Below are 16,192 nucleotides of genomic sequence, written 5' to 3'. Positions count from 1 at the left end.
AGGCGGGAGAGGGGGCGATGCGAGTGCCGCCTGCGCTCGGGGAGCGCCGCTGAGCGGCTGCCTTGGAGGGGCGCGCATCAGAACTCGAAGGCGCGCTGGCGGGCGTCGGGTCGCGCGGCGCGCTTCGGGAAGCCGTCGCGGCCCTGCTTGCGGCTGGCGTGCTTCGTCATCACGGCGCGCTTCTCCTCGCGGAAGGCGTCGCCGCGGCGCACCGCGTGAACCTTCTCCTTCGCGGCGCGCGCGGCGGCCTCGTGCTCGACGACGCGCTCGGGATAGCTCTCGCCGAGGACGACGCCGGCGGCGCGCGCCTCCGCCCGCTCCATCTTCCAGGGCGCATGGATCCGCGCGGCGGCAAGGCCGGCGAGTTCGGGAACCCAGCGGCGGATGAAGGCGCCGTCCGGGTCCTGATCCTGCGACTGCTTGACCGGATTGTAGACCCGCGTCGTGTTGATCCCCGTCACGCCGCTCTGCATCTGGAGCTGGCTGTAGTGGATGCCGGGCTCGTAGTCGGTGAACCAGCGCGCCATGGGCGGCGCGACGGCCCGCCAGTCGAGCCACAGGTGATAGGCGGCGAAGGCCGTCAGCATCGAGCGCATGCGGAAATTCATCCAGCCGGTCGCGGCCAGGGCGCGCAGGCAGGCGTCGACAAAAGGATAGCCGGTCTCGCCCTTCTCCCATGCGGCGAGCATCTCGGGCCGGTGGTCGGCCTCGCGCAGGCCCTCATAGGCGCGGTGCATGCAGCGCGTCTCGATCTCGGGCTCGTCCTCCAGCTTCTGCATGAAGTGGCAGCGCCAGTGCAGGCGGGAGAGGAAGCTGTCGACCGAACCGCGCCAGGCGGCGTCCGCGCCCTCCCCGGTCAGCTCCGCCCGCCGCGCCCAGCCGGCCTGAGCGGCCTCGCGGGTCGAGAGCGTGCCCCAGGCGAGATGGGGCGAGAGGCGCGAGCAGGCGTCGAAGCCGGTCAGGGGGGAGCTCATGGCGCGGCGATAGTCACGTCCGCGCACGGTCAGGAACCCGCCGAGGGTCGCGAGAGCGGCGCCGCGCCCGCCCTTCTGGCGTTCGCAGGGGTCCGGCGCGAGGCCGAGCGCGGCGGCGCCGGGGATCGGCCCCGGATCGAGGCGCGGGCCGCGCAGGGCGGGGGGCGCCAGCGCGGGGGCGCGCATCGTCCGCTCCCATCGCGCCGACCAGCCGTCGCGCGAGCGCAGGCGCCGCACGACGCCGCCGGCGGGAAACTCGCGCCATTCCAGCCCGGCCCCGCGCGCCCAGGCGGCGACGCGACGATCCCGCGCATAGGTCCAGCCGTCGCCGGTCTCGGCATGGGCGTAGAGCGCGCAGGCGCCGGTCTCAGCGGCGAGGCGCGACAGCTCCTCTACCGCGTCGCCCACCCGCACGACCAGCGGCGCGCCAAGCGCCGCGAGATCGGCGCGCAACGCCGCGAGACTGTCGGCGACGAAGCCCCATTGGCGCGCGCTCATCGTCGGCCGCGCCCAGAGCGCCGGCTCCGCGACATGGACGGGCAGGACGGCGCCCGCCTGCGCGGCGGCGCAGAGCGGAGCGTGATCCTCGGCGCGCAGATCGCGCTTGAACCAGACGAGGGTGAGAGGGTCGCGCATGGCGATGGAAGGAAGGCCGCGGCGACTCCACGTCAACGGCTGCGGGCGTCCCCGCCGGAAAAGAGGCGGGATCGTCGGCGGCGCCGCGATGCGGCGGGCGGAAGCGCCGACCGGAAGCGTGAACCGGAAGCTCGGCCAGCCTCGAACCCGCCGCGGCGGCGCGCGGCGGCCCGCCAGTCCGTCGCGCCGGTCAGTCCGTCGCCCCGGTCAGTCCTTGACCTCGGTCATGACCTGGTTCTTAGCCTCGCTCATCAGGGAGAGCATCCGCTGGCGCAGCGTCGCCTCGTCGACCGGCGCGTTGGCCGCCTGAAGGTCGGCCCAGACCTTGCGGAACACGTCCTCGTCGCCGGCCTCCTCGAAGTCGGCGATGACGACTTCCTTGGCGTAGGCGTCGGCCTCGTCGCCGGACTTGCCGATGATCTCGGCGACCCACAGGCCCAGCAGCTTGTTGCGCCGCGCGCCCGCCTTGAACTGCATCTCCGCGTCGTGAGCGTACTTGTTCTCGAACGCCCGTTCGCGATCGTCGAAAGTTGACATGGCCGCCTCGTTCTCTCGCCAGCGCCGCGCCCGCGACGCAACCCGGGTTGCGATAGCCGATCATCCCCCTGCGCGCCATAGCCGAGGCGCCGCAAGCTGGCGGCTGTGGACGCGCCGGCGGCGCTCGCGGTAGGAAGCGCCATGGCGGGACGCGGCGACGGACAGGGCGACGGGCGGGGCGGCGAGGACGAGCGGCGCACGCGCCTCGCAGCCGCCTTGCGCGACAATCTGCGGCGGCGCAAGCAAGCGAAGCGCGCGGCGCCGCTGGACGAGGCGCAGCCGCAGGACGGCCGTGAAGCCGCCGCCGAACCGCCGGAGAGCGGCCGGCGGGACGACTGAACCGAGAGGGCGAGAGGGCTGCAATGGACAGGATCGCGATCACCGGCGGCGCGCCGCTCAACGGCGCCATCGCCATCGGCGGCGCCAAGAACGCCTGCCTCGCGCTGATGCCCGCGGCGCTGCTCACCGACGAGCCGCTGACGCTGACCAACGCGCCGCGGCTCGCCGACATCGCCACGATGCGCGCGCTGCTGGAGAGCCTCGGCTGCGAGGTGGCGGCGCTGAACGAGGGCCGGGCGCTGGCCATCGGGGCGGAGCGCATCGCCAGCCGGCTGGCGCATTACGACATCGTGCGGAAGATGCGCGCCTCGATCCTTGTGCTCGGGCCGCTGCTGGCGCGCGAGGGCGCCGCGGTGGTGTCGCTGCCCGGCGGCTGCGCCATCGGCGCACGCCCGGTGGACATCCACCTCAGCGGGCTGGAGGCGCTGGGCGCGACGCTGGAGCTGCGCGACGGCTATGTTCACGCCGAGGCGCCGGGCGGGCTGAAGGGCGCGCGGGTGACGTTCCGCATCGTCTCGGTCGGCGCGACGGAGAATTTGATGATGGCCGCGACGCTGGCGAAGGGGACGACCGAGCTCGTCAACGCCGCGAAGGAGCCCGAGATCGTCGACCTCGCCCGCTGCCTGCGCGCCATGGGCGCCCGCATCCAGGGCGAGGGCACCGACACGATAACCATCGAGGGCGTCGACCGGCTGCACGGCGCCACGCACCGCGTCATCGCCGACCGGATCGAGATGGGCACCTACATGATCGCGCCGGCCATCGCCGGCGGCGCGGTCGAGATCGTCGGCGGCGACCGGGCGCTCGTCGGCGCGATGATCGAGGCGCTGGAGGAGGCCGGCGTGCGCGTGGAGGACACCGAGCGCGGCTTCTCAGTGCGCCGGGAGGGCGACGCGCTGAAGGCGATGCGCTTCGCGACCGCCCCCTTCCCCGGCTTTCCCACCGACCTCCAGGCGCAGATGATGTCGCTGCTCACCCAGGCCGAGGGCGAGAGCGTCGTCTCCGAGACCATCTTCGAGAACCGTTTCATGCATGTGCCGGAGCTGGCGCGCATGGGCGCCGACATCACGGTGCACGGCGGCGAGGCGCGGGTGCGCGGGCGGGCGCGGCTGCGGGGGGCGCCAGTGATGGCGTCTGATCTGCGCGCCTCGGCGGGGCTGATCCTCGCCGCGCTGGCGGCGGAGGGCGAGACCGTCATCAGCCGCGTCTATCACCTCGACCGCGGCTACGAGCGCGTGGAGGCCAAGCTCGCCGCCTGCGGCGCCCGCATCGAGCGGCTGAAGGACTGAGCATGGCGGACGCGCGATTCGAGGACGCTGACAGGCCGCTGCGCATCCGCGCCGAGACGGCCGAGGGCCTTCCGGTGCTCGCCGCGCTGGCGCAGGACGCGGTCGGCGCGGTGGGCGACGCGCGGTTCCTGCCGCGCGCGCGGCGCTTCGCGGCGCTGATCTCGCGTTTCCGCTGGGAGGACGCCGAGGCCGCAAAGGCCGCCGGGCGGCCCTACGAGCGCGTGCGCGCCATGCTGGTGGTGGAGAACGTGCTGGCGGCGCGGGCGCGGGGCCTGTCTCCCGCGGCGTCGGACGCGGTCTACAACCTCCTGTCGATGTCGTTCGAGCCCGCCGAGGACGGGGCCGGAGAACTGCGGCTGGCGCTGTCGGGCGGCGCCGACATCGTGCTCGACGTCGAGGCGCTCGAGGTCTCGCTCAGCGACGTGGCCCGTCCCCATGCTGCGCGGGGGCTGCCCGAGCATCCGGCGGAGGACGGCGCGGCGCAGGCCGACTGACCGCCGCGGCGCTTGACACGCCGCCACGCATGGGTATCCACACGGGTTCGATTTTCACAGCGCGATGCGCGCACAGCATCGGGGGCCCCGCCCTCCGGGAGACGACCATGGCGAAGCCCACGACGATCAAGATCCGGCTGAACTCCAGCGCGGGCACCGGCCACTTCTATGTGACCAAGAAGAACTCGCGCACCATGACCGACAAGATGAGCGTGCGGAAGTACGACCCCGTCGCGCGCAAGCATGTCGAGTACAAGGAAGGCAAGATCAAGTAAGCCCGCCCCCGCCGGGCGCGCGACATGAAGCCGGCCATCCACCCCGATCTCGCCGGCGCCAGCGTGCTGGTGACGGGCGGCGGTTCGGGAATCGGCGCCAGCCTTGTCGAGGGGTTTCTCGCGCAAGGGTCGCGCGTGGCGTTCATCGATGTGGTGGACAGCGCCGATTTCGTCGACGAAGCGGCCGCGCGCCACGGGACCGCGCCGCTCTGGATCAAGGCCGACCTGCGCGACGTGAAGGCCATCGAGGCGGCGGTCGCCGAGGCGCGCGCGGCCCACGGCCCGATATCCCGCCTGGTCTGCAACGCCGCGCGCGACGACCGCACCGCTCCCGGCACGGTTTCGGTCGAGCAGTGGGACGACATGCAGGCGGTGAACCTGCGCCATGTCTATTTTACCGCGCAGGCCTGCCTTGACGACCTCAAGTCGGTCCCCGGCGCCGCAGTTGTGAACTTCTCCTCGGTGAGCTTCCTGCAGGCGATGGCCGATCTGCAGGTCTACATGGCCTCCAAGGCCGGCATCGTCGGCCTCACACGCGGTCAGGCGCGGGACTTCGGCGCCTTCGGCGTGCGCGTCAACGCGCTGTTTCCGGGCTGGGTGATGACGGAGCGCCAGCGGACTCTGTGGGCGACGCCCGAGGCGCTGGCCGCGCATCTCTCGCAGCAGTGCATCCGGCGCGAGATCATGCCGGAGGACATGGTGGGCCCGTGCCTGTTCCTCGCCTCCGACGCCGCACGCGCGATGACGGCGCAGACGATGGTCGTGGACATGGGGCGCGTCTGAGCGCGGCGCCCGGACCGCTGCGGACCGCATCACCCCGGAAAAGTCCTCTTGCGTCGACCTAAATCGTTTGAGACGGTGCGACCCAGAAGAAAGGCGGCGTGCGCGAAGCGACCGCCCACTCTGGGGAGAATGCAATGACCATGAGATTCGCACGGGCCGTGGCGGTCGCCGCGGCGGGCCTGATCACGCTGGCCGGCGCCGCCGCGTCGCAGACCGCGCTCAAATGGGCGCATGTCTACGAATCCGCATCGAACTATCACAGCTGGGCGGTCTGGGCCGGCGAGGAACTCGCGAAGCGCACCGACGGGCGCTACACGATCGAGGTGTTTCCCGCCTCCTCGCTCGGCAAGGAAGTCGACATCAACGAGGGGCTTGGCCTCGGCACCGTCGACATCATCTACACCGGGCAGCTCTTCGCCGGGCGCACCTACGGGCCGATGGCGATCGGCGGCGCGCCGTTCATGTTCCGCGGCTTCGACCACTGGGAGAAGTTCCGCGACGGCGGCCTGTTCCGCGAACTCGCCGACGGTTACGAGGACGAGAGCGGCCACCATGTCGTGACGTTGACCTATTACGGCCTGCGCCACGTCACCTCAAACAAGCCGATCCTGAAGCCCTCCGACATGCAGGGCCTCAAGATCCGGGTGCCGAACGCGCCGCTCTACACGATGTTTCCCGAGGCGGTCGAGGCCAACGCGACGCCGATGGCCTTCGCCGAGGTCTATCTCGCGCTGCAGCAGGGCGTGGTGGACGCGCAGGAGAACCCGCTCCCGACCATCCAGTTCAAGAAGTTCTACGAGGTCCAGAGCGACATCAACCTCACCGGCCACATCACCGACGCGCTGATGACCATCGTCTCCGGCGACACGCTCGCCTCGATGGACGAGGCCGACCGCGCGACGCTGATCGCCGTGCTGGAGGAAGCCGCCGCCAACTGCACCGATGAGATCGTGCAGGCCGAGAAGGACCTTGTGGCGTGGTTCCGCGAGCAGGGCGTCAACGTGAACGAAGTCGACCGCACGCCGTTCATCGAGGCCGTCGCCCCGCTGCACAACGGCCCCGCCGCGACCTGGGACCAGGCGACCTACGACCGTCTCCAGGCCATCAAGTAAGCCATGGCGGACAACAAGGCCCCCCAGCGGGCTGACGACCGGGCCGACGACCGGGCCACACCCGGCGGCCCGGTCGAGTTCGCGGTTCCCGAGGACCAAGAGCCCGACCTTTCCGACATGCGCGCGGTGGACGTCATCCCCGTGGCTATGTTCTGGGTGCTCGCGGGAGTGGTGTTTCTCCAGTTCTTCACGCGATACGTGCTGAACGACAGCCTCGGCTGGACCGAGGAGATCGCCCGCTACCTGCTGATCGTCTCCGCTTTCACCGGCGCCGTGATCGCCGTGCGCAAGGACAGCCACATCGTGGTCGAATTCTTCTACCGGTACCTGTCGATGCGGACGCGCAAGCTGCTCTCGGCGACCATCGACGTCGCGAAGACGGCGTTCTTCGTCGCGGCGACATGGTACAGCGTAGAGCTGGCGATGCGCACGCGGCAGAAAATGGCGTCCATCGAGGTCTCCAAGGCGGTGATCTACTGGATCGTCGCGGCGTGCTTCGCCGCCATGGCGCTCTATGCCGCCCGGCTGGCGTGGGACCGTTTCCACGGCCGACGCCACGGCGCGCTGACGCAGCCGCCCGTCGACCCGTCCGCCGGCGCCTTCTGATGCTCTGGCTCCTGTTCGCGCTCATCTTCGGGATGGTGGTGATCGGCATGCCGGTGGCGGTGTCGCTGGCGGCCTCCTCGCTGATCTTCATCGCCGTCACCGGCCAGGCGCCGGAACTCGTGGTGATCCACCGCATGGTGAACGGGGTTGACAGCTTTCCCCTGCTCGCCGTGCCGTTCTTCATCCTCGCGGGCAACCTGATGAACACCGCCGGCATCACCAACCGCATCTTCGACTTCGCCAAGGCCGGCGTCGGCTGGCTGCGCGGCGGGCTCGGCCATGTGAACGTCGGCGCCTCGGTGATCTTCGCCGGCATGTCCGGCGCGGCGGTGGCCGACGCCGGCGGCCTCGGGACCATCGAGATCAAGGCGATGAAGGACGCAGGGTACGACGCCGACTTCTCGGTGGGCGTCACGGCGGCGTCCTCGACCATCGGGCCGATCATTCCGCCCTCGCTGCCCATGGTGATCTACGGCGTGGTGGCCTCGGCCTCGATCGGGCAGCTCTTCGCGGCAGGGTTCATTCCCGGCCTGCTGATGGCGCTGGCGCTGATGGCGATGGTGGCGTGGTATGCGCGCAAGCGCGGCTACCCGCGCGACGCTGCGTTCTCGCTCGGCGTGCTGGGCTCCAGCTTCCTCGCGGCGTTCCTGTCGCTGATGACGCCGGTGATCATCGTCGGCGGCATCCTCGCGGGCGTGTTCACGCCCACCGAGGCCGCCATCGCCGCATCGGCCTATGCGCTGCTGCTGGGTCTCGTCGTCTACCGCACGCTGACGTGGAGGCGCCTGCTGCGGGTTAGCATGGACACCATCGAGACCACCTCGATCGTGATGTTCATCGTCGCCGGGGCCTCGATCTTCGCCTGGCTGCTGACGTCGAACCGCGCCACCGAGCAGTTCGCGGCGATGCTGCTGACGGTGACGGAGAACCCGATCATCATCCTGCTGTTGGTGAACCTCATCCTGCTGGTGGTGGGTTGCTTCATGGAGACCATCGCGGCCATCACGATCCTGACGCCGGTGCTGCTGCCGATCATGGTCAAGATCGGCGTGGACCCGGTGCATTTCGGCGTCATCATGGTGCTGAACCTGATGATCGGGCTGTTGACGCCGCCGGTGGGGATGGTCCTCTACGTGCTGGCGCGCGTGAGCGGCGTGCCGTTCGAGCGCTGCGTTGCGGCGACGGCGCCGTTCCTGATCCCGCTCGTCGCCGTGCTGATGCTCGTCACCTTCGTGCCGGCGGTCTCGATGTGGCTGCCGACCCTGATCTACCGTTGAGGGCCGTCCCGATGCAGCCTGTCGTCACGCTGGACCCCGCCGACGACGTCGCCGTGGCCACCCGCCCGCTGGAGGTCGGCGCGCAGGCGTCCGGCGTGACGGCGGCGGCGCTCATCCCCCGCGGCCACAAGATCGCGCTGCGGGCGATCGCCCAGGGCGCGCCGCTGCGCAAGTTCGGGCAGGTGATCGGCTACGCCTCGCATGCCATCGCGCCGGGAGAGCACGTCCACGTCCACAACCTCGCCTTCCGCGCGGTGGCGGGAGAATACGCCTTCGGGACAGACCTGCGCCCCGCCCCCGCCGCGGCGCAGGCCGACAGCTTCATGGGTTTCCGGCGCGAGGGCGGCGCAGTCGGTACGCGCAACTTCATCGCGGTGATCGCCTCGGTGAACTGCTCCGCCACCGCCGCGCGCGCCATCGCGCAGGCGTTCGGCCCGGCGGAGCTGCGGGACTTTCCCAACGTCGACGGCGTGGCCGCCTTCATCCACGGCACCGGCTGCGGCATGGCCGATTCGGGCGAGGGCTTCGAGGCGCTGCAGCGGGTGATGTGGGGCTATGCGCGCCACCCCAACTGCGGCGGGGTGCTGATGGTCGGCCTCGGCTGCGAGATGAACCAGATCGACTGGCTGCTGGAGGCCTACGGCCTGAAGCAGGGGCCGCTGTTCCAGGTGATGAACATCCAGGACGTCGCGGGCCTGCGCCGCACCATCGAGAAGGGCGTGGAGAAGATCCGCGCCATGCTGCCGCTGGCGAACGCGGCGCGGCGCGAGCCCTGCCCCGCCTCCGCGCTGAAGCTCGCGCTGCAATGCGGCGGCTCCGACGCGTGGTCGGGCGTCACCGCCAACCCCGCGCTGGGTCGCGCCTGCGACCTGCTGGTGGCGCAGGGCGGCGCCGGCGTGCTGGCGGAGACGCCGGAGATCTACGGCGCCGAACACCTGCTCACCGCCCGCGCCGTCGACCGCGCCACCGGCGACAAGCTGCTCGAGCTGATCCGCTGGTGGGAGGACTACACCGCCCGCAACCGCGGCTCGATGGACAACAACCCCTCCCCCGGCAACAAGAAGGGCGGGCTGACGACCATTCTGGAGAAGTCGCTCGGCGCAGCCGCCAAGGGCGGGACCACCCCGCTGACCGGCGTCTACAAGTACGCCGAGCCGGTGACGAAGCCCGGCTTCGGATTCATGGACAGCCCCGGCTACGACCCCGCCAGCGTGACGGGCCAGATCGCCTCGGGCTGCAACCTGGTCGCCTTCACCACGGGGCGCGGCTCCGCCTTCGGGTCCAAGCCCGCGCCGACGCTGAAGATCGCCACCAATTCCGAAATGTACGGCCGCATGGTCGAGGACATGGACGTGAACGCCGGCGACATCCTCGACGGCGGCGTGAGCGTGGACGACAAGGGGCGCGAGATCTACGAGACCCTGCTGCGGGTCGCGTCGGGCGAGCGCACCAAGTCCGAGGCGCAGGGCTTGGGCGACTACGAGTTCGTGCCGTGGAGCATCGGCGCCGTCATGTGAGCGCGCGGCGCCGCGCTCGCGCGCCGTCTCCCGTTCCGGCCGGCTCGCCCGGCCGCCCGCCCCGGCCGCCCGCCTTGCCCGCCCGCCTTGCCCGCCCGGCGCGCGCTCGCTAGACAGCGCGCCTGACCGCGCCCCGCGCGGACGTCTCTCATCCACGGAGCGCTGCCCATGTCCGGCCCCGACACCCTTTCCCACGAACAGCTCAGGGCCTTCGTCGAGCGGCTGGAGACGCTTGAGGAGGAGAAGAAGGCGGTCGCCGAGCAGATCAAGGAGGTCATGGCCGAGGCGAAGGGCTTCGGCTTCGACACCTCGGTGATCCGCCAGATCCTGAAGCTCCGCAAGGCCGACCCGGACGACCTGGCCGAGCACGAGGCGATCCTGGAACTCTACAAGGCCGCGCTGGGCATGGCCTGAGCGCAGCCCGCCCCGGCGCCGGGGCGACCCGCGCGCTTCAGCGCTCCAGCAGCGTCTCGGCGAGCGCAGCGAGGTCGGCCCTGGCGACGGCGCGGGCGCCCTCTCCCACCCCGATTCGCACCAGCACGTCGCCGGGCGCATGGTCCTCGCGCACCTGACGCGATCTCCAGACGGCGGTTTCGATGGAGTTCAGGCGCTCGATGGCGAAGCCGACGCAGCCCGACCGCGTCTCCACGATCAGCACATGGGTCTCGCGCTGCGGCGGGAACAGGCCCAGGGCGCCGGCGAGGCTGTAGAGCGGCGTCGCGCCGTCGCGATGCCGCCACACGCCCAGCAGTCCGGCGCGGCGGGATGGCGGCGGGGCCAGTTTCGGCGGCATCGGCGTGATCTCGCGCACGTCCGTCAGCGGCGTCGCGAATTCCGACCCGGCCTCGTAAACGAGGTGCTGGCGGCGGTCGGAGACGACGCCTCGCGGCTCCGCCGCACTGCGCGCGACCGTCTCCGGCGCCGCGCCGACGTCGGCCTCTCCGGCCTCGCCCTTTGCGTCCGGGCGCCCCGTTTCGCCGCGCGTCGACGCCGCCAGCCGGTCCTCCGCGCATGTCCCGTCCGACAGGCTGCGCGTCATGGCGGCAAGGTCGACGAAAAGCTTCCGCGCCGAGATCGCCGCGAGGTCGAGCACCAGGGACTGGACGCCCTCGCTCTCGGCGATCAGCCCGCTGAAGAAGCCGCCCGCGCATCCCTGCGGCAGGGGGACGATCTCGCCGCCGGGCACGCGCCGGATGTCGCGCACCTCGTCCATCGCCAGGCCGATGAGGGCGCCGTTGTCGAGCCTCAGGATCACCACCTCCGCCTCCGCGGGGTGCTGCGCCTCGCCCACGCCGAGCGCGCCGCTCGGACAGAGCACCGGGATCTCGAGTCGTTGGCGTTCGATGACGCCGATGCAGGGACCGTGCGAGAGCGCATTCCGGCGGATCGGCTGCCGCGGCACCGCCGCCTCGACACGCAGGGCGTCGACCGCGAAATAGGCCTCGTCGGCGCGGAAAGTCAGCATGGCGCGCAGGTCGTCGCCGCCGCGGTTGCGGCCGGCGGGCGCCTGCTCCATGCCGAGGGGCACGCCCGGCAGGGCGCCGATGCGCTCGATGTCTAGGACGGCGGCCGCCTCCTCCCCCACCACCAGCGTCTCGGGGGTGAGCGTCGCGTCGCCTAGCGAGCGCGTCTCGAGACTGGCGATCCGGCCCGGCGCGGCGCGTGCGATGCCGCAGACCTCGTCCGCGGAGAAGCCGAGCAGCCGATGCCCCTGCAGCCGCACCACCAGAATGATCGGCTGGGGCGGGCCGCCGACCTCGCCGCCGACGACGCGGCGCAGGTCCAGCACCGGGATCACGTCGCCGCGCAGGGTGAGCACGCCGAGCATGCCGTCGCAGGCCCCCGGCAGCGCCGAGAGCGGGCGGTTCAGGGTCGCCTCGCGCACCGCGCCGACAGGGATCGCGACGAGCGCCGCGCCGATGCGGAACAGCCCGAAGGTGCGCTCGATCGTCTCGCTGGCGGGCGCCGCGAACTGGCCGAGCGTCATCAGCGGAACGAAAGCCTCCGGCGCCGCCCCGTCGACGGTCGCTGGCGCGACGCCGCCATCCATCTCTCAGCCCTCCTCAGGCCGCCGCGACGCCGGTGAGCTCGCCGATCAGCGCCGCGACGCGCGCCGACACCTCCCGCTGCGAGCGCGCCGAACCGGCGATGCCGTTGATGGCCGCCCCGGTGCGGTCGACGCTGCCGACGATCTCCTCGAAGGCCTGCTTGGCGAGGTGGGACCGCTCGGTGCCCTGGTCCACGCGCTTGGCCGATTCGTCGATGAGCTTGGTGATCTCGCGCGCGGCCTGACTGCACCGCTCCGCGAGCTTGCGCACCTCGTCGGCGACCACCGAGAAGCCGACGCCGTGCTCGCCCGCCCGCGCCGCCTCGATCGCGGCGTTGAAGGCGAGCAGGTTGGTCTGCCCGGCGATCTCGACAATGACCTGAACGATCTCGGAGATCTCGCTGGAGGATTTCTGGATCAGCTCGATGGAGCTGATCGCGTTCTTCAGGGCCTCGTAGCCCCGTTCTGCGTTGCCCTGGGTCTCGCCGGCGAGCGACTTGGTGGCGTCGGTGCTGCCGTTGATCTCGTCGATCGAGTCGGTCAGCAGCGCCACCACCGACCGCATCTCCTCCGATTTCGCGGCGATGCGCTCCTCCAGCGCGACATGGCGCGTGACGTCGCTTGCGTACTTCACGACCCGCACCACCTCGCCGCGCAGGTTCAGGATCGGGCTGTAGGACGCCTGGATCCAGACGGTGCGGCCGAACTTGCCGACGCGCTGGCAGCGCCCTGTATGGTGCTCGCCCTTGCCGAGCTTGAGCCAGAAGTCGCGATACTCCTCGGAGAGGATATAGTCGCCGGTGCAGAACATGCTGTGGTGATTGCCCTTCACCTCACGCAGCGAATAGCCCATCGTTCGCAGGAAGTTGTCGTTCGCGGTCAGCACGTTGCCGTCGAGGTCGAACTCGATGACCGCCTGCCCGCGGTTGACCGCGTCCCACCTGCTCTCGAACTCCACGGCGCGGTGCTTGGCGCTGGTGACGTCGACGGCGTACTTCACGATCTTCATCGGACGGCCATCGAGATCGAAGATCGGGTTGTAGGTCGCCTGGATCCAGACCTCCTTGCCGCCGGACGTGATGCGCTTGAACTCCCCGGCGTGGTACTCGCCGCGGCCCAGATGCTCCCAGAACTCCGCATACTTGTCGGTCTGGACGTCCTCGGGGTCGCAGAACACGCGGTGGTGCCGCCCGACGACGTCGTCCAGCCGCCAGCCCAGGAGTTGCAGGAAGTTGTCGTTGGCGGTCAGGACGTTGCCCTTCAAGTCGAACTCGACGACCGCCTGACTTCGACCGATCGCATCGACCTTGCCCTCGAACTCGGCGTTGCGCAGCTTGTCGCGGGTGACGTCGGTTGCGAACTGGACGACTTTCCACGGCCGGCCCACCGGGTCGAAGATCGGGTTGTAGGCTGCCTGGACCCAGACCTCGCGCCCGTCCCGACCGAACCGCTTGAACTCGTCGCGGATGGACTCGCCGCGGCCCAGCCGCGCCCAGAACTCCTCGTAAGCCTTCGACTTTGCGAGCGCCGGGTCGACGAACATCGCGTGATTGCGGCCACGGACCTCATCCAGCGTATAGCCCATCGACTTGAGGAAGTTGTCGTTCGCGTCAATTATCATGCCGCTCATGTCGAATTCGATCACGGCCTGGGAGAGACTGATCGCGTTGATCTTGCCGTTCCTGGCCGCGAGGAGCATCTTCTCCTCGGTGTCGTCCTCGGCGACGCACAGCACGCCGGTGATCGCGCCAGCCGCCCCTGCGACGGGCGCGTGGGCGCCCTTGAACCAGAGCGGCTTGCCGCCTCTGCCAACCAGCCTGAACTCGCCGCTGACAGTGCCGCCCGCACGCAGATCAGCCCAGAACGACCCGTCCTCGGCGCCCGCGGCCTCGCCCGGGGCGAGGATCGCGGCGCGTGGGCGGCCGAGCACCTCGTGCCCGGAATATCCCAGCGCAGACAGGGCGTTGTCGTTCATCCGGACGATGGCGCCGTCCATGTCGTATTCGATGACGCATCGCGTCGTGTCGATCGCCTCCGCCATGGCGCGCAGACCGGCGAGTTCGTCGGCGGCGGGCCCGTCGGACGACCCCGCCGAGGTCGGCGCAGCGTCGAGCGAACCGGCCAGCAGAAGCGCGCCGCCCTCCTCAATCGCGATGCGCGCCGAGAAGGCGCGGCCGTCGAGCGTGAGCGCAAGCGGCGCCGCGCCGTCCGCCATGCATTCCGCGAGCGCCGCCTCGGCCGCGTCCCTTGCATCGACGAGCGCAGCCGCAAGCCCGTCGCGGCCGCCGGGCAGCGCGTCGGCGGCGGCGTTGCACGCCAGGATCCGCCAATCGCCCGGCGCCATGCGGGCCATGGCGATGCGGTCGTCGAGAAGCGCCGTCACGAGGGCGGCGTCGCGGGGCGGTGCGAAATCGGCGGACATAAGGTGTTCTCTCCGGACCAAAGACCCAGAAGCAGTCGGTAACGGCGTGCGGTGAAGGCACGATTAAAGTTCGGATGGGGATGTGGCTTGAGCATGCGGCGCCGCGCTTTCGCCGCATCGGATCGACCGACAATTGATCTTGAACCCTCCGAGGGATAGTTCCCGTGTGCAATGCAGCGAGAGGGCGACATGAGCGGGATCGAGCGCGAGGCGATGGACTATGACGTGGTGATCGTGGGCGCGGGGCCGGCGGGCCTCTCGGCGGCGATCCGGCTGAAGCAGATCGATCCCGAAATCTCGGTCGTCGTGCTGGAGAAGGGCTCGGAGGTCGGGGCGCACATCCTCTCCGGCGCAGTGCTCGACGTTTCCGGCCTTGACGCGCTGCTGCCGGACTGGAGGGCGCAGGGCGCGCCGGTGGCCACGGCGGTAACGTCCGACGAATTCAGGATTCTCGGCGAGGCCGGCTCGCTGCGCATCCCCAACGCGCTGCTGCCGAAATTCATGTCGAATCACGGGGCCTACATCGTTTCGATGGGCAACGTCTGCCGCTGGATGGCGGAGCAGGCGGAGGCGCTGGGCGTGGAGATCTTCCCGGGCTTCGCGGCCTCGGAGCTGATCTTCGGCGACAGGGGGGAGGTCGTCGGCGTCGTCGCCGGCGAGTTCGGCCTGACGAAGGAGGGCGTCCCCGGTCCGTCCTACGAGCCGGGCATGGAGCTGCGCGGGCGCTATGTGCTGCTCGGCGAGGGCGTGCGCGGCTCGCTCTCCAAGCAGGCCATCGCGAAATACGCGCTGGCCGAGGGCCGCGAGCCGCAGAAGTACGGCCTCGGCATGAAGGAGCTGTGGGAGGTGGACCCGGCGCTGCACCGCCCCGGCCATGTCACGCACTCGATGGGCTGGCCGCTGGGCGGCAACGCCGGCGGCGGCGGCTTCATCTATCACCTTGAAAACAATCAGGTCTATGTCGGCTTTGTGGTGCACCTCAACTACCGGAACCCGCACCTGTTCCCCTACATGGAGTTCCAGCGCTGGAAGCACCACCCCGAGGTTGCGGCGCTGCTGAAGGGCGCCAAGCGGGTGGCCTATGGCGCGCGGGCGATCTCGGAGGGCGGCTGGCAGTCGATTCCGAAGCTCGCCTTCCCCGGCGGCGCGCTGATCGGCTGCTCGGCGGGCTTCGTGAACGTGCCGCGCATCAAGGGCAACCACAATGCGATGTTCTCCGGCATCGCGGCGGCTGATGCGGCTGCGGCGGCGCTGAAGGAAGGCCGCGGCGGCGACGCGCTGGAGGCCTATGAGACGGACGTGCTGAGCGGCCCCATCGCGAAGGACCTGCGCCCGGTGCGCAACGTGAAGCCCCTGTGGTCGAAATACGGCCTCGCCGGCGGCGTCGCGCTCGGCGGGCTCGACATGTGGCTGTCGAGCCTCGTCGGCTGGAACCCGTTCGGCACGATGAAGCACGGCAAGTCCGACGCGGAGGCGACCGGCCGCGCCAGTCGCTACGAGCCGATCGAGTATCCCAGGCCGGACGGCGTGCTGAGCTTCGACCGCCTGACCAACGTGGCCTACAGCTTCACCAACCACGCCGAGGAGCAGCCCTGCCACCTGCACCTCAAGGATCCCGAGCGCCCGATAGCCTGGAACCTGCCGAAATACGCCGAGCCCGCTACGCGCTACTGCCCGGCCGGCGTGTACGAGGTGGTGCAGGACAAGGGCGGCGCGCCGCGCTTCGTGATCAACGCGCAGAACTGCGTGCACTGCAAGACCTGCGACATCAAGGATCCAGCACAGAACATCGAGTGGCGCACGCCCCAGGGCGGCGAAGGGCCGAACTACCCCAACATGTGAGGGCGTCGCCGCGCCGCCCTCCTTGCCGCGCGCCGATGCGCG

The 16,192-nt window shown here is 70.6% G+C and carries 15 protein-coding genes; 11 read left to right on the top strand and 4 right to left on the bottom strand.

Going from position 1 to position 16,192, the window contains the following annotated elements; translation table 11 throughout:
* Positions 1–77: 77 nt before the first annotated feature.
* The gene (locus BLW43_RS00170) at positions 78–1,610 is read right to left on the bottom strand and encodes an FAD-binding domain-containing protein (RefSeq protein WP_093247478.1); all 1,533 of its coding nucleotides are present in this window, start codon (positions 1,608–1,610) and stop codon (positions 78–80) included.
* A gap of 207 nt (positions 1,611–1,817) precedes the next feature.
* Positions 1,818–2,147: a DUF1476 domain-containing protein gene (locus BLW43_RS00165; protein ID WP_093247477.1), complete on the bottom strand. Its 330-nt coding sequence runs from the start codon at positions 2,145–2,147 to the stop codon at positions 1,818–1,820.
* A 141-nt stretch (positions 2,148–2,288) separates the two neighbouring features.
* Here BLW43_RS00165 and BLW43_RS00160 point away from each other — a divergent pair, with 141 nt between their 5' ends.
* The 10 genes from BLW43_RS00160 (at position 2,289) to BLW43_RS00115 (ending at position 10,253) form a co-directional block, all read left to right on the top strand.
* Complete coding sequence (locus BLW43_RS00160) at positions 2,289–2,486, top strand: hypothetical protein (RefSeq protein ID WP_093247476.1); 198 nt, start codon at positions 2,289–2,291, stop codon at positions 2,484–2,486.
* A gap of 23 nt (positions 2,487–2,509) precedes the next feature.
* Positions 2,510–3,775, top strand: coding sequence for a UDP-N-acetylglucosamine 1-carboxyvinyltransferase (gene murA / locus BLW43_RS00155; protein WP_093247475.1), 1,266 nt, complete (start codon positions 2,510–2,512; stop codon positions 3,773–3,775).
* A 2-nt stretch (positions 3,776–3,777) separates the two neighbouring features.
* A complete protein-coding gene (locus BLW43_RS00150) occupies positions 3,778–4,269 on the top strand; it encodes a DUF2948 family protein (protein ID WP_093247474.1) in 492 nt (163 codons plus the stop codon).
* A 107-nt stretch (positions 4,270–4,376) separates the two neighbouring features.
* Positions 4,377–4,544, top strand: coding sequence for a 50S ribosomal protein L33 (rpmG, locus tag BLW43_RS00145; protein WP_093247473.1), 168 nt, complete (start codon positions 4,377–4,379; stop codon positions 4,542–4,544).
* A 24-nt stretch (positions 4,545–4,568) separates the two neighbouring features.
* Positions 4,569–5,327, top strand: coding sequence for an SDR family NAD(P)-dependent oxidoreductase (locus BLW43_RS00140; protein ID WP_093247472.1), 759 nt, complete (start codon positions 4,569–4,571; stop codon positions 5,325–5,327).
* 134 nt (positions 5,328–5,461) lie between these two features.
* Complete coding sequence (locus tag BLW43_RS00135; protein WP_217632061.1) at positions 5,462–6,439, top strand: sialic acid TRAP transporter substrate-binding protein SiaP; 978 nt, start codon at positions 5,462–5,464, stop codon at positions 6,437–6,439.
* A 3-nt stretch (positions 6,440–6,442) separates the two neighbouring features.
* Entirely contained in the window at positions 6,443–7,045 is a 603-nt protein-coding gene (locus tag BLW43_RS00130) for a TRAP transporter small permease (RefSeq protein WP_093247471.1), read from the top strand.
* Positions 7,045–8,322: a TRAP transporter large permease gene (locus BLW43_RS00125; RefSeq protein ID WP_093247470.1), complete on the top strand. Its 1,278-nt coding sequence runs from the start codon at positions 7,045–7,047 to the stop codon at positions 8,320–8,322. The genes BLW43_RS00130 and BLW43_RS00125 overlap by 1 nt, the downstream gene beginning before the upstream one ends.
* An 11-nt stretch (positions 8,323–8,333) precedes the next feature.
* A complete protein-coding gene (locus tag BLW43_RS00120; RefSeq protein WP_093247469.1) occupies positions 8,334–9,839 on the top strand; it encodes a UxaA family hydrolase in 1,506 nt (501 codons plus the stop codon).
* A 168-nt stretch (positions 9,840–10,007) separates the two neighbouring features.
* Positions 10,008–10,253: a DUF2312 domain-containing protein gene (locus tag BLW43_RS00115; protein WP_093247468.1), complete on the top strand. Its 246-nt coding sequence runs from the start codon at positions 10,008–10,010 to the stop codon at positions 10,251–10,253.
* A gap of 37 nt (positions 10,254–10,290) precedes the next feature.
* Here the strand turns inward: BLW43_RS00115 and BLW43_RS00110 are convergent, their stop codons facing one another.
* Both BLW43_RS00110 and BLW43_RS24540 read right to left on the bottom strand, forming a co-directional pair.
* Complete coding sequence (locus BLW43_RS00110) at positions 10,291–11,889, bottom strand: chemotaxis protein CheW (RefSeq protein WP_093247467.1); 1,599 nt, start codon at positions 11,887–11,889, stop codon at positions 10,291–10,293.
* Between the two features lie 13 nt (positions 11,890–11,902).
* Positions 11,903–14,308, bottom strand: a complete 2,406-nt coding sequence (locus BLW43_RS24540; RefSeq protein WP_093247466.1) for a methyl-accepting chemotaxis protein — start codon at positions 14,306–14,308, stop codon at positions 11,903–11,905.
* Between the two features lie 189 nt (positions 14,309–14,497).
* On the opposite strand from BLW43_RS24540, the gene BLW43_RS00100 reads away from it, so the two are divergent.
* Complete coding sequence (locus BLW43_RS00100) at positions 14,498–16,150, top strand: electron transfer flavoprotein-ubiquinone oxidoreductase (RefSeq protein ID WP_093247465.1); 1,653 nt, start codon at positions 14,498–14,500, stop codon at positions 16,148–16,150.
* Positions 16,151–16,192: the final 42 nt, after the last annotated feature.

Origin of the sequence: Rubrimonas cliftonensis (genome assembly GCF_900107585.1) — a bacterium.
GTDB lineage: Bacteria > Pseudomonadota > Alphaproteobacteria > Rhodobacterales > Rhodobacteraceae > Rubrimonas > Rubrimonas cliftonensis.
This window is presented reverse-complemented; position numbering and strand designations above follow the sequence as displayed.